Origin of the sequence: Herbaspirillum sp. CF444, assembly GCF_000282135.1 — a bacterium.
GTDB lineage: Bacteria > Pseudomonadota > Gammaproteobacteria > Burkholderiales > Burkholderiaceae_D > Herbaspirillum.
Window position 1 is genome coordinate 191,569 of the sequence record NZ_AKJW01000061.1, and the last position, 13,086, is coordinate 204,654.

Consider the following 13,086-nt stretch of genomic DNA (forward strand, 5'->3'; position numbering starts at 1 on the left):
AATTATTTCGCCGGGCGAATCGCCGACTTGGGACGGAATGCCTTGCATACGGCCTCGTTGGTCTCGACGTAGGGGCCGCCGATGAGGTCGATGCAGTAAGGCACGGCCGCAAAAATGCCGGGAACCAGTTGCTTGCCTTCGGCGTCCTTGACGCCTTCCAGCGTTTCCTTGATGGATTTGGGCTGGCCGGGCAGGTTCATGATCAGGGCGGCGTGATCGGCGCCATTGTTGACTTCGCGGATCACGGCGACCTGGCGCGACAGGATGGCGGTGGGAACGAATTGCAGGCTGATCTGGCGCATTTGCTCGCCGAAGCCGGGCATTTCCCTGGTGGCGACTGCCAGCGTGGCTTCCGGCGTCACATCGCGGCGCGCAGGGCCGGTGCCGCCGGTGGTCAGCACCAGATCGCAGCCGATGTCGTCCACCAGTTCGATCAGGGTCTTTTCGATTTGTGCGCGTTCGTCGGGGATCAGGCGGGTTTCCATGCGCCACGGACTGGCCAGCGCAGCGCCGAACCAGTCTTGCAAGGCCGGAATGCCTTTGTCTTCATAGACGCCGCCGGCAGCGCGGTCGGAGATCGACACCAGGCCGATCAACAGTTGGTCCGGATCAGTCTTCTTGCTCATCTTCCAACTCGTCCGCGCCATCTTCTGCTGCTTCTGTGGCATTGCCGCCACGCGAGGCGGTCTGCAGTTGCTTGAGAATCTGGAAAATTTCGCGATACGCCTTGGGCGGCTTGTTTTCAGCCTGTTCCTTGCGGGCATTGCGAATCAGCGTGCGCAACTGCTGCACGTCGAGATCGGGATGCTGGGCAAGCAGCTCGGTGAGGGCATTGTCGTCTTTCAACAACTTTTCACGGCGGCGCTCGAGCGCATGCATGGCGGCGGTGTCCGCTTTGGACAGGCCGCGCCAGCTGTCGAGCGTACGCTGGATGGCGGCGATTTCGTCTTCATCCAGGGAGCGCATCTTCTTGCCGACGTATTGCATCTGGCGGCGGCGGCCTTCGTGATCCTTGATTTGCTGGCATTCGAGAATGGCGTCGCGCACGTCTTCCGGCATGGGCACGCGCTTGACGCGGTCGCGCGGTTCGGCAACCAGTTCTTCGCCCAGTTTCTGCAACGCAGTCATTTCGCGTTTCAGTTGGGATTTGGAGGGACGGTCGTATTCCTGCTCGAATTCGTTGGATTGGAAGCCGCAGGACCCGCGATTGGGATTTGGCATGATTCAGATAAATAAGCTAAACGACTGCTATGATACCCGTTTTATCCGCATTTCGAAGAAAACAGGCCAATGAGCGATACCGTATTTACCCACAGTCAAGACCAATTGAAGCAGCTTGCACAGGATGTGTTGCGTTACGCCAAGGAAAAGGGCGCGTCCGATGCGGCGGTCGACATCAGCGAGGGTAGCGGCCTGTCGGTCGCGGTGCGCAAGGGCAAGGTCGAGACCATCGAGCAGAACAAGGACAAGGGCATCGGCGTCACGGTCTACATGGGCGAAGGCCGCAATGTGCGCCGCGGCAACGCCAGCACCTCGGATTTCTCGCAGCAGGCATTGAAGGAAACGGTCGAAGCGGCCTACAACATCGCCCGCTTCACCGCCATCGACGACTGCGCCGGCTTGCCCGATGTAGAGAACCTCGAAATGCATCCGCGCGACCTCAAGCTGTGCACGCCGTGGCTGATCACGGCGGAAGAAGCGGTCGAACTGGCGCAACGCTGCGAAGCGGCCGCGCTGTCGGTCGACAAGCGCATCACCAACAGCGAAGGCGCCAGCGTCTACGCACAGCAATCGCATTTCGTCGCGGCCAACTCGCGCGGCTTCGTCGGCGGTTATCCGTTTTCGCGTCACACCATTTCGGTCGCGCCGATCGCCGGCAAGGGCGGCAACATGCAGCGCGACGACTGGTATTCGTCCATGCGCGATCCGAAGAAGCTGGCCAAGCCGGAAGCCATCGGCCGCTACGCCGCCGAACGCGCGCTGGCGCGCCTGAACGCCTGCAAGCTGTCGACGCGCAAATGCCCGGTGCTGTTCGAAGCGCCGCTGGCGGCCGGTCTGCTGGGCGCCTTCGTGCAAGCCGTTTCGGGTGGCGCGCTGTATCGCAAATCGAGCTTCCTGCTCGACTCGCTCGGCAAGCAGGTCTTTCCCGATCACATCCAGATCCTGGAAGATCCGCACGTCATTGGCGGCGTCGGTTCGGCGCCGTTCGATGAAGAAGGCGTCAAGACGCATCGCCGCGAGGTGGTCAAGGACGGCGTCGTGCAAGGTTATTTCCTGTCGACTTATTCGGGGCGCAAGCTGGGCATGCAAACCACCGGCAACTCGGGCGGTTCGCACAACCTGTCGCTGACCTCAGCGTTGACAACAGCGGCCGATACCTTCAAGGGCATGTTGAAGAAGCTCGATACCGGCTTGCTGGTGACCGAGCTGATGGGGCAGGGCGTCAATTACGTGACCGGCGACTATTCGCGCGGCGCGTCGGGTTACTGGGTGGAGAAGGGCGTGATCCAGTATCCGGTGGAAGAGATCACCATCGCCGGCAACATGAAAGACATGCTGCGCCAGATCGTCGCCATCGGCAACGACACCCTGATCCGCGGCACCAAGGAAACCGGCTCCATACTGCTGGAAAGCATGACGATCGCGGGGGACTAAGTCCCGTCGTCAATATTCTGCAATCGCAGTGCTGTCATTGAACACTGCCCGATCACCAGCGATGCTTTTCCGCTGATCGGGCAGTCGTCATCTTCCTCGTTATTCTTCCCTCTCATCTTCATGCCGTCACGCGACGTCATGACCCGATAGATAGATTGCCGTCCTCGTGTTTCGTCGTCCGCACCTCTGATTTCGTTATTCGCTTGTTGTTCATTTGTTGCCGTATTGCAGCGCTCCCGGCAAACTACTGCGGCTGTTGATAAAATAGACGACTCAGTCACTTCAGGCTGGCGCCTGTGACGGATGCGGTCGTGCAAAGCACGCAATCCCGGCAGTTCCGACAATTATCAAGCAGTCACGGGTTTTGCTTGTCTTTTCGCCAACGCGTACGTCGGCAAGCTTCGGCCAAACGATGTTCCCAACATGTCTCCACATAAAGAAGCCGCGCATTCGAGCGGTCAAGTCCTGCCTTTCCGCGAATCCCTGATGGCCACCCTCGGCATCTGCTTCGTCATCATGCTGGTGGCGCTGGATCAGACCATCGTCGGGACCGCCTTGCCGACCATCGTCGCCGAGCTCAAGGGCTTCGATCTGTATGCCTGGGTGGCGACCTCGTATCTGCTGACCTCGGTGATCACCGTGCCGATCTTCGGACGGCTGGGCGACTACTTCGGGCGCAAGCCTTTCCTGATCGCCTCGATCGTCATCTTCGTCATCGCGTCGATGTTGTGCGGGATGGCCAACAGCATGTTGTTCCTGGTGCTGGCGCGCGGCCTCCAAGGCATCGGCGGCGGCATGCTGGTCGGCACCGCGTTTGCCTCGGCGGCGGATCTGTTCCCCGATCCGCATATTCGCCTGCGCTGGCAGATCATCCTCAGCGCGGCCTACGGCATCGCCACGTCGATCGGTCCGTCGCTGGGCGGTTTCCTGACGCAATCGCTGGGCTGGCGCTGGACCTTTTACGTCAACTTGCCGGTCGGCCTGGTATCGCTGTTTTTTGCGATGCGCTACATCCCGCATATCCGCCACATCAAGCATGAAGGCAAGATCCGTCTCGACTGGTTCGGTGCCGTGCTGATTACCATCGCATTGGGCAGCCTGCAATTGCTGGTGGAGATGTTGCCCAAGCGCGGCCTGACCGCCGGCATGGCAATCCTGCTGGTGGCCAGCATCGCGGCGTTCTACTCCTTGTGGAAATGGGAGCGTCACGTCGAACAGCCCATTCTGCCGTTCGAGATGGTCAAGGATCCCGCGCTGTCGAGCCTGTTTCTGCTGTCGATTCTGGCCGGCTTCTCGATGTTCTCGATGCTGATGTATTCGCCGCTGCTGTTCCAGGGCGGCTTCGGCATGTCGCCGCGCGAAGCGGGACTGCTGATCACGCCGCTGGTGGCCTGTATCACCGTGGCCAGCATCGTCAACGGCCGCATCGTCACGCGCATTCCCAATCCCAACATGATGATGTATGTCGGCTTCGTGCTGATCGCGATTTCCTGCCTCGGCATCGTGCTGTCGCAGCGCGGCACGCCGACCGCCTTCATGCTGGCGGCGATGCTGGCGGGCGGTTTCGGCCTCGGGCTGGTGCTGCCGAACCTGACCGTCTTTGCGCAGCAGGCCGCCAGCCGCGAACATCTCGGCATTGCGACGGCCTTGCTGCAATCCCTGCGCATGATCGGCGGCATGCTCGGTACGGCAGTGACCGGCACGCTGGTGACGCAGATGTACGGCAGCGGCGTGCAACGCGCGCTGGAGAGCGACCACGCCGCGCAATGGCTGGCCGAGTTCAAGGATCCCGAAATCCTCGTCAATCACGACATCCAGTCGACCCTGCTGGCGCAAATGCTGCAGGCCGGCCACAACGGTTCTGCCTTGCTGGACGCGGCGCGCGACGCGCTGGTCGGTGCGATCCACATGGGTATCGCGCTGGCGATCGTGTCGGCGCTGATCGGCTTGTGGATGGTGCGCCGGGTGCCGTTGATTCGCTTTTCCAACAAGGCGAAAGTGGAGCCGGTGATGTCGGAATAAGCTGTTGCAATGGGCGGTTGGAATAAAAATGGCGTGCCTGAGGCGCGCCATTTTTTTGTATGAAGCTTCGCCGGTTAATTCAATCCGACCACAATTTCCCGGCCGTCGCCCAGTTCTCTTTTTTGACGTCCTGAATGATGATGTCGACCGATTCCGGACTGCATTGCAAGGTCTTGCAGGTGACGTCGGTGATCGCCTTCACGAGTTCGCGTTTTTGTTCGACGCTGCGGCCTTCAAACAGCTGGATATTGAATGTGGGCATGTTGTTTTCTCCTTGGTAAGAATCAATTCTTGTAAGAGGCGTCGAGCGCGTCCAGTTTGCGCAGCAGCGCCGGCCATTCGAGCAGGCCTTCCGGGCTGCCGTCGCCGAGCAACTGCTGGTGCGTTTTGCGGCAGACGTCGGCGGCAGGCGTCTGCAGCGGCTGTCCTCCGGCTTGCGCCAGCAACTGGATGCGGCAAGCCTTGTCGAGCGTATCCATCAATACATAGGCTTCCGCGATGGTGCGGCCGCAGATCAGGCTGCCGTGGTTGCGCAACAGCAGCGCCGGATAATCGCCCAAACGTTCAATCAGCCGCGTTTGCTCGCCCGGCGTCAGCGCCAGTCCTTCGTAGTCGTGGCAAGCGATCTGTTCGTAAAAGCGCAAGGCATGCTGCGACAGCGGCAACAGCCCCTGAGGCTGTGCGCTGACGGCGACCGCATGATCGTTGTGCAGATGCATGACGCAATTGGCATCGGGGCGCACTGCATGCACCGCGCCGTGGATGGCGAAACCGCTGACGTTGATGCGATAGGCGCTGGTGCCGACGATCTTTCCATGTTGGTCGATCTTGACCAGATTCGACGCACAAATCTCGTCGAAGCGAAGACCGAAGGGGTTCAACAGAAAATGCCCAGGCTCGTCCGGTACGGCTGCCGAGATGTGTGTGTAGATGACGTCGTCCCAGCTTTGCAGCGCGCACAGGCGATAGCAGGCGGCAAGATCCACTCGGGTTTGCCATTCGGCGTGGCTGATATGGGCAGGTTTGGCGGAGAAGGTCATGGCAATGTGGTGTGCATGAATGAAAAAGGGGACGCAACAGCGTCCCCCGGCATGTTACACCCAGGCTCAGAAGTGGTACTCGGCGCGGATCATCGGCGTCTTGGCGAAAGAGCCCGGCACCTTGGACTGGTTGCCGAACTTGTTGCGCCAGTATTGATATTCCAGACCGATGCGGAAGGTGTTCTTGCCCAGTCCCATCGGCGTGCCGACGTCGTACATGACCTGGCCGTCGAAGTTCAGTTCGGGGCTGGTCGGGCTGCCGAACTCATCCTTGCCCTTGGCGGCGATGTAGTTCACGTAGCCTTCAAACGCGAAGCCGCTGGTGCCGAAAGGGATGCCCCAGGAGGCCGTCAGCATCGGGTGCGTGTCATACGAATAGCGGCTGGAAACGCCGACCGGCTGGTTGCTTTCCCATAGCGCCAGCAGGCTGATGTTGAGGAAGCCCGGCACATCCATCATCAGGGTCGGACCGGCGACGATCATGCGCTTCTTGGAGCCGTAGCCCGGATCGTTCTTGGTGTTCCAGTCGAAACCGGCGGTGAAGCCGACGCCGCGCGCCGGGCCGAAGGACAGGTCCTTGCCGCTGATCTTGCCGATGTCCAGCGTGTGGCGATAGGTGATGTAGGCTTCCTGCGCGTTGCTGTCCTTGTTGTTGGACATCAGGAGGTCGACGTTCAGGAAGTTGGTGCCGTACTTGTAGCCGCTGGCATGGGTGAAGTTGATGATGTTCTTGCTGATGTCCTGCGTGTTGTACGGCTCGGCGAACTTGGTGCCGTAGCGGTAGCCGATGGAGTTGTCGCTCCAGTCGGCGGCATGAGCCTGCTGTATTGCCGCCATTGCGGACAGCCCGATCAGGCCCGCCGCTGCGAGATGTGTGCTTACCGGCTTGCGCAGGATTGCGTTTGCTTGTTGCATGGTGTCTCCTCCATTAAATGGTATGTCGAACTTTTTTATAGTGTTCCGTGGAACCGCCACGGCGGTAGGTCAAACCTTGTTGAGCGGATGCGGATGCGGATGCGGATGTGGATGTGGATGTGTCCGGCGCCAGTGATCGGCGATGTCGATGCGACGCGTGATCCAGACCTTGTCTTGTCGTTGTACGTAGTCGAGGAAACGCGCCAGCGCCGCCGCGCGTGCAGGGCGGCCGGCGATGCGGCAGTGCAGGCCGACCGACAGCATCTTGGGACGGTCGAGTCCGGCCGGATCGCCTTCGGCATAGAGCACGTCGAAGGCGTCTTTCAGATAGTCGAAGAATTGCGTGCCGGAGTTGAAGCCTTGCGGCGCCGCGAAGCGCATGTCGTTGCTGTCGAGCGTGTAGGGCACGATCAGTTGCGGCGTGGAAGCCGGCGAACCGTCGGCATTGCGCACGGCCACGTTCTCCCAATACGGCAGGTCGTCAGCATAGCTGTCGGCGTCGTAGGCGATGCCGCCGTGTTCGGCGACCAGGCGGCGCGTGTTGGGCGAGTCGCGGCCGGTGTACCAGCCCAGCGGCGCGTTGTTGGTGATGTCCTTGACGATGGCGACGGCTTCGGCGATGTGCTTGCGTTCGGTCGCTTCGTCGGTGTTCTGGTAGCTGATCCAGCGCAGGCCGTGGCAGGCGATCTCGTGTCCCAGTTCGAGGAAGGCCGCCGTCGCTTCCGGATTGCGCTGCAAGGCGCGCGCCACGCCGAAGACGGTCAGCGGCAGCTTGCGCTCTTCAAACATGCGCAGCAGACGCCACAAGCCGGCGCGCGAACCGTACTCGTAGATCGACTCCATGCTCATGTGGCGCGCAGGGAAACTCTGTGCGCCGATGATTTCGGACAAGAAGGTTTCCGAGCCGGCGTCGCCGTCGAGCACGCAATTCTCGGCGCCTTCTTCGTAGTTCAGCACGAACTGCAAGGCAATGCGCGCGCCTCCCGGCCATTGCGCGTGCGGCGGCGTGCGGCCGTAACCGGCGAGGTCGCGTGGGTAGTCGGAATTGTTCATGTCTCCTGCCTTCTGTTCGTTCTTTTGATGTGTTTCATGCGTTCGCCGAATTATGTCTTTAGAATTGATTGTGGATATAAGCCTGAACGTATATGGACCTCAAGACTGCGGTATATCATTTGCCGGTCAAAGAATGGTCAAAAACTGCCAACGAGAGGAAACACCATGGGAAAACTGAGCACCCACGTCCTGGACGTCACCCAGGGCAAGCCGGGCGCCGGCGTCAAACTGGCGCTGTATGCCATCAAGGATAATGAAAAAGTGTTGCTGAAAAACGCCATCACCAACAGCGACGGCCGCTGCGATGCGCCGTTGCTGCAAGGCGACGAATTGCTGGCGGGACGTTATGAGCTGGTGTTCGGCGCCGGCGATTATTTTGCCGGACAGGGCGTACAGTTGCCGGCGCCGCGCTTTGTCGACGAAGTCGTGATTGCTTTCGGCATTGCCGATCCGGCACAAAACTATCACGTGCCGCTGGTGGTCTCGCCGTGGTCGTATTCGACTTATCGCGGCAGCTGATCCCTTCCGCGCAGGATTGCGGACATAAAAAATCCGGCCCTCCCGAAGGAGCGGCCGGATTTTTTTATGGACTGCGGAAATACAAAATCAGAATTCGTTTTGCAATTTCTTGTAACCCTGCACCAGTTCGTTATTGGTGCGCGCCACGTCTTCCGAAAATTCCGAGGCCTGCGCCGATACGCGCGGCAGGGCGTCGAGATCGGTCTGCGGGCCGATGCGCAGGGTCGACGGCACATAGAAGCCAGGCGGCAAGTGGCAGCCGTCCACCACGGCGTTGTAGCGCACCACGCAGCCGTCGCCGATCACGCAGTTGAACAGCACGCTGTTGAAACCAATGAAAGCGTCATGACCGACGGTGCAGGGGCCGTGCACGATGGCGCGGTGGGCGATCGAGGTGCGCTCGCCGATGGTCACGGCGCCGCCGGATTTGGAGTGGATCACCACGCCGTCCTGGATGTTGGAATGGGCGCCGATGACGATGGGATCCATCTCGCCTTTTTCGTTGACCTCATCGGCGCGGATGACGGCGTAAGGGCCGATGAAGACGTTTTCGTGCACGATGACCTTGCCGCACAGAATGGCGGTCTGGTCGACGTAAGCGGATTCGTGAACCTGGGGCAAATCGCCGGAGGGGTTGCGTCGAAGCATGGGATGCGATCTCCTTGTGCGGAACTAAGCAGAACTGAGCTGAGATTGAAGAGGGCCTGAAAAGGCGCGCCCATTGTAGTGGTTTTTGTTTCCTCAGGGTTTTGTCAGGAAGTGATTGTCCCGGCCCGCATCACTCTTTATAATGATAATCATTCTCGATAATTAAAGGCGTCGCTCGCTTATTGATTGATAAGTCAGCAAGACGCACTATCCGGAACCCGCCAAGCCTCAAGCCAGGCCCTGCGCTCATTACAACGATATGCAGCGATGTTGTTTTCGACCATCGTGTTGAGCGCGCAGGACAGCAATCCAGCAATCCAGCAATCCCCGGATGCCCGACGTTTCCAGCGCTGCGCATGTCCGCGCAGGGATGGGAACGTCTTGCCGTCCGGTCTGTTCATCGCATTATTTCATCGACCCTGAAAGGAAGCACCACATGAAACGTCTTGTCATTCCCGCCTTGCTGTCCACCATGCTGTTCGCTGCATCGGCGCAAGCCCACCACGTCTGGTTGCAACAGGATGCCAAATCCGCCAGCCTGTACTTCGGTGAATTTGCAGAAAACCTGCGTGAAGTATCGCCCGGCCGTCTCGACAAATTCGTGCAACCGACGGTCGTCCTGCTGGGCAGCAACGGCGACAAGACGTTGGACCTGAACAAAGGCAAGAACGGTTTCGCCCTGTCGGCGCGCGCCGGCAAGAACGAATCCATCATCGCCGAAGAAGCGCATTACCCGGTTATGGAACGCAAGACCGGCGACGCCGTCGTCCGTACCGCATGGACGCCCGCAGCGCGCCTGGTGACCTCCGATGCGGAACAGGCGCCGCGCCTGACGCTGGATGTTGTGCCGACCGGCAAGCGCGGCGAATTCAAGCTGTTCTACAAGGGACAGCCGCTGCCGAAGACCAAGATCAACATCCAGGTGCCGGCAGGCTGGAGCAAGGAAAGCCACACCGATGAGCAGGGCGTCGTGAAGTTCGACCTGCCGTGGCAAGGCACCTACGTCGTTGAAGCGCATCACATCGACAAGACCGCCGGCGAACGCGACGGCAAGCCCTACGACGTCGCCAGCTTTGTCACCAGCCTGACGCTGACGCAAGCCAAGGGCATCAAGGCGGTGCCGGCTGCGCCTGTGACGGAGCCAAGCCCGATCAAGTAAGGACCGGTTCAAGTCGCTGCGGGCAACTGTGCGGTTGCTCGCCAGCGTCGGTTTTTGCGGGGTGCGGCAATTTGTCGCACCTGCACCGCTCCCATTTTTTTCTGCCTCTTTCCGGGTGTCGCGATTCCTTGCCATGTCTTTCCTGTAAAGCCTTTTCAGGCGATGACCAAGTTCTCCTGATTCACCGTTTCATCACTTTTGCCGAACTCCGCCGCAGTGCGCTGCGACATCCCCGCATGCTAAAGTCGCCGGATGGGGAAGAGATCGACAATCAAACAAAAAATCGCCGCGTGGACCGCCATGTTTGCGGTGCTGCTGATGGTGCTTGCGCCGACGCTGTCGCGCGCTTTTTCCGCTGAACCGTCATCGGCAAGGTTCTGGATGGAAATCTGCAGCGCTTTCGGCGGCAAAAAAGCCGATGCGCCTGCTTCCGGTGACGAAAGGCTCGTCGCGTCGGCGCATTGTCCCTATTGCCTGGTGCATGCCGACGTCCTGACGCCGCCACCCGGCGTCGCCGTCAATGAAACGATCTTCACGATGTCCCATTTGTTGCCGCGCTTGTTCTATCGCGCGCCGCAGCCCTTGTTTGCATGGACGGTAGCGCCGTCGCGCGCACCACCCGCGGCGGCCTGAAGCTTGTCTGCCGCTTGCCGGGTCCATGGGCAAGCGAGTCCAAACACATTTTATTCACACGCTTTTGCACGCACCTGCTTTGTCGCGCAACGTGCAGGAGCCGCCGGTCACCATCACATGAAAACATCCACACCATTCCCGGGAACCTTGCGTCCGCAGTTGCGTCCGTTACTGCTCGCGCTGATCGCCGCCTGGAGCCCGCTGAGCCAGGCCGAAGGCAGCGACGCCGCCTTGCCGGAGGTCGTCGTCAAGGAATCGCAATCCGTCAGCGAAAAGAACAAGCTGCCCACCACCACCGAAAGCATCACCGCCGCCAAAGTCGCCGACACCATCAATGCGATGAATGTCGAAGACACCCTGAAGTACATGCCCAGCGTGATGGTGCGCAAGCGTTTCATCGGCGACACGCAAGCGCCGATGTCCACGCGCACCACCGGCATCAATGCCAGCGCGCGCAGCCTGATTTATGCCGACGGCATGCTGCTGTCGGCGCTGATCAACAACAATAACGGCAACGGTTCGCCGCGCTGGTTCATGGTCGCGCCGGAAGAGATCGAGCGCATCGACGTGCTGTACGGTCCCTTCGCCGCACAGTATCCCGGCAACTCTTACGGCGCCGTCACCGCAATCACCACGCGCATGCCGGATCACTTCGAAGCCAGCGTCAAAGCCAATGCCGCCTTCCAGGATTTCAGCCAGTACGGCACCAGCAACACCTATCGCTCGCAAGAATTCGCCGCCACGCTGGGCAACCGCAGCGGCGACTGGTCGTGGTGGCTCAGCGCCAATCATCTGGACAGCTACAGCCAGCCGGTGACCTACATCACGGCAGCGAGCGCACCGGCGGGCAGCAGCGGCGCCATCCTCACGCAGGACCGCACCGGCAAGAACATCTACGTCCTTGGCGCCGGCAACCTGACGCACACGGTCCAGGACAACGCCAAGATCAAGCTGGCCTACGATTTCTCGCCGACCCTGACGGCGACTTATACGCTGGGTTACTGGCAGAACCAGGCCAACGCGCATGCGCAGTCCTACCTGACCAATGCCGCCGGCGCGTCGGTCTACACCAGCGCTTTCTCCAGCAACAACACCGAGCAGGAGCAATGGATGCAAAGCCTCGCCGTCAGAAGCAAGACGCAAGGCGCCTGGGATTGGGAAGCCATCGCCAGCAGTTTCTATGTCGCGAAGGACCAGACTCGTACCTCGACCGGCGCCTATCCTGCCGCGCAAAACGGCGGCGCCGGCACCATTGCCGATGCCAGCGGCACCGGCTGGAACACGCTCGACCTCAAAGGCATCTGGCGGCCGCAAGGCAATAACGGCGCACATATCGTCAGTTTCGGCAGCCACTACGATCAGTACAAGCTGGTCAGCCCGACCTACCTGACCGGCAACTGGATTTCCGGCGGCAACGGCGCCTTGTCGGTCGACTCGCGCGGCAAGACCGAGACCAGCGCGCTGTGGGCGCAGGACGTCTGGCGTCTGTCCGAAAACTGGAAGGCGACTCTGGGTGGGCGTTACGAATGGTGGCGCGCTTTCGGCGGCTACAACTATGCCGTGGCGAGCGGCGGCATCAACCAGCCGGAAGTGCGCAATTCCGGATTCTCGCCGAAGCTGTCGGTGGCCTGGGCGCCTGACGATCAATGGCAGGTGACGGGATCGTTCGGCAAGGCCTTGCGCTTTCCGACCGTCGGCGAGCTCTACCAGAACGTGCAGGGCAGCGACGGCATTTTCCGTCAACCGAATCCCAACCTGAAACCGGAACGCGTGCTGTCGAGCGAACTGGCGATCGAACGCGCGCTCGACAAGGGCAAGCTGCGCCTGTCGCTGTTCCAGGAAGAAGTCTCCGATGCCTTGATTTCGCAAACGGCCACGCTGGGCTCGGTGGTGTCGTCCTTCACGCAGAACGTCGACAAGACGCGCCAGCGCGGCGTCGAACTGGTCCTGCAAAAAGACGACGTGCTGATCAGGGGACTGGAGATCAATGGCAGCGTGACCTATGTCGACGCGCGCATCCTCGCCAACAGCAGTTTCGTGTCGACCACCACGACCTCGGTCGGCAAGCGCACGCCCTATGTGCCGGAATGGCGCGCCACGCTGGTGGGGACGTATCGTCCGGACGACAAATGGGCTTATACGCTGGCGGGACGTTACAGCGGACGCCTCTACGCGACGGTCGACAACAGCGACGTCAACACGCACACCTACCAGGGCTTCGACGGCTTCATGGTGTTCGATGCACGGGTACGCTACAAGGTCGACAAGCACTGGAGCATGGCGGTCGGGATCGACAATCTCACCAACAAGAATTACTTTCTGTTCCATCCGTTCCCGGAGCGAACCTTGTTTGCCGAGTTGAAATACGACTTCTGATCGTCGTCTTCCTGAAAGACAAAAGCCGCCGCGCAATTCATTGCACGGCGGTTTTTTTATGGACGT

Annotated in this window: 14 protein-coding genes; 6 read left to right on the forward strand and 8 right to left on the reverse strand. The window is 60.4% G+C overall.

What is annotated here, in order from left to right; translation table 11 throughout:
- Positions 1-2: 2 nt before the first annotated feature.
- The gene (gene mog / locus PMI16_RS13715) at positions 3-626 is read right to left on the reverse strand and encodes a molybdopterin adenylyltransferase (protein ID WP_007880435.1); all 624 of its coding nucleotides are present in this window, start codon (positions 624-626) and stop codon (positions 3-5) included.
- The gene (gene yjgA, locus PMI16_RS13720; RefSeq protein WP_007880436.1) at positions 610-1,221 is read right to left on the reverse strand and encodes a ribosome biogenesis factor YjgA; all 612 of its coding nucleotides are present in this window, start codon (positions 1,219-1,221) and stop codon (positions 610-612) included. The genes mog and yjgA overlap by 17 nt, the downstream gene beginning before the upstream one ends.
- A 69-nt stretch (positions 1,222-1,290) precedes the next feature.
- On the opposite strand from yjgA, the gene pmbA reads away from it, so the two are divergent.
- Positions 1,291-2,655, forward strand: coding sequence for a metalloprotease PmbA (gene pmbA, locus PMI16_RS13725; RefSeq protein ID WP_007880437.1), 1,365 nt, complete (start codon positions 1,291-1,293; stop codon positions 2,653-2,655).
- Here pmbA and PMI16_RS25920 read toward each other — a convergent pair.
- Positions 2,652-2,972 (reverse strand): hypothetical protein, encoded by a 321-nt coding sequence (locus PMI16_RS25920; RefSeq protein ID WP_157212635.1) that lies wholly within the window; start codon positions 2,970-2,972, stop codon positions 2,652-2,654. The genes pmbA and PMI16_RS25920 overlap by 4 nt on opposite strands.
- A gap of 106 nt (positions 2,973-3,078) precedes the next feature.
- On the opposite strand from PMI16_RS25920, the gene PMI16_RS13730 reads away from it, so the two are divergent.
- Positions 3,079-4,677 carry an MDR family MFS transporter gene (locus tag PMI16_RS13730; RefSeq protein ID WP_034380550.1) on the forward strand — a complete coding sequence of 533 codons (1,599 nt, stop codon included), beginning with the start codon at positions 3,079-3,081 and terminating at the stop codon, positions 4,675-4,677.
- Between the two features lie 79 nt (positions 4,678-4,756).
- On the opposite strand, the gene PMI16_RS13735 is transcribed toward PMI16_RS13730, so the two are convergent.
- The 4 genes from PMI16_RS13735 to puuE all read right to left on the reverse strand — a co-directional run bounded on the left by PMI16_RS13735 (position 4,757) and on the right by puuE (position 7,685).
- Positions 4,757-4,939: a 4-oxalocrotonate tautomerase gene (locus PMI16_RS13735; protein WP_007880441.1), complete on the reverse strand. Its 183-nt coding sequence runs from the start codon at positions 4,937-4,939 to the stop codon at positions 4,757-4,759.
- 22 nt (positions 4,940-4,961) lie between these two features.
- Positions 4,962-5,717 carry a class II aldolase/adducin family protein gene (locus PMI16_RS13740; RefSeq protein ID WP_007880443.1) on the reverse strand — a complete coding sequence of 252 codons (756 nt, stop codon included), beginning with the start codon at positions 5,715-5,717 and terminating at the stop codon, positions 4,962-4,964.
- Between the two features lie 66 nt (positions 5,718-5,783).
- Positions 5,784-6,632 (reverse strand): hypothetical protein, encoded by an 849-nt coding sequence (locus PMI16_RS13745; RefSeq protein ID WP_007880447.1) that lies wholly within the window; start codon positions 6,630-6,632, stop codon positions 5,784-5,786.
- A gap of 69 nt (positions 6,633-6,701) precedes the next feature.
- Positions 6,702-7,685: an allantoinase PuuE gene (gene puuE, locus PMI16_RS13750; protein WP_007880448.1), complete on the reverse strand. Its 984-nt coding sequence runs from the start codon at positions 7,683-7,685 to the stop codon at positions 6,702-6,704.
- A 165-nt stretch (positions 7,686-7,850) separates the two neighbouring features.
- Between puuE and uraH the strand changes: the two genes are divergently transcribed.
- Positions 7,851-8,204 carry a hydroxyisourate hydrolase gene (gene uraH, locus PMI16_RS13755; RefSeq protein ID WP_007880450.1) on the forward strand — a complete coding sequence of 118 codons (354 nt, stop codon included), beginning with the start codon at positions 7,851-7,853 and terminating at the stop codon, positions 8,202-8,204.
- A gap of 87 nt (positions 8,205-8,291) precedes the next feature.
- Here the strand turns inward: uraH and PMI16_RS13760 are convergent, their stop codons facing one another.
- The gene (locus PMI16_RS13760; RefSeq protein WP_007880451.1) at positions 8,292-8,852 is read right to left on the reverse strand and encodes a gamma carbonic anhydrase family protein; all 561 of its coding nucleotides are present in this window, start codon (positions 8,850-8,852) and stop codon (positions 8,292-8,294) included.
- 436 nt (positions 8,853-9,288) lie between these two features.
- Here PMI16_RS13760 and PMI16_RS13765 point away from each other — a divergent pair, with 436 nt between their 5' ends.
- From PMI16_RS13765 to PMI16_RS13775, 3 genes are all read left to right on the forward strand, one after another.
- Positions 9,289-10,011: a DUF4198 domain-containing protein gene (locus tag PMI16_RS13765; protein WP_007880452.1), complete on the forward strand. Its 723-nt coding sequence runs from the start codon at positions 9,289-9,291 to the stop codon at positions 10,009-10,011.
- Positions 10,012-10,311: 300 nt separating this feature from the next.
- Positions 10,312-10,644: a DUF2946 domain-containing protein gene (locus tag PMI16_RS13770; RefSeq protein WP_007880454.1), complete on the forward strand. Its 333-nt coding sequence runs from the start codon at positions 10,312-10,314 to the stop codon at positions 10,642-10,644.
- Positions 10,645-10,761: 117 nt separating this feature from the next.
- Positions 10,762-13,020: a TonB-dependent receptor gene (locus tag PMI16_RS13775; RefSeq protein WP_007880455.1), complete on the forward strand. Its 2,259-nt coding sequence runs from the start codon at positions 10,762-10,764 to the stop codon at positions 13,018-13,020.
- Positions 13,021-13,086: the final 66 nt, after the last annotated feature.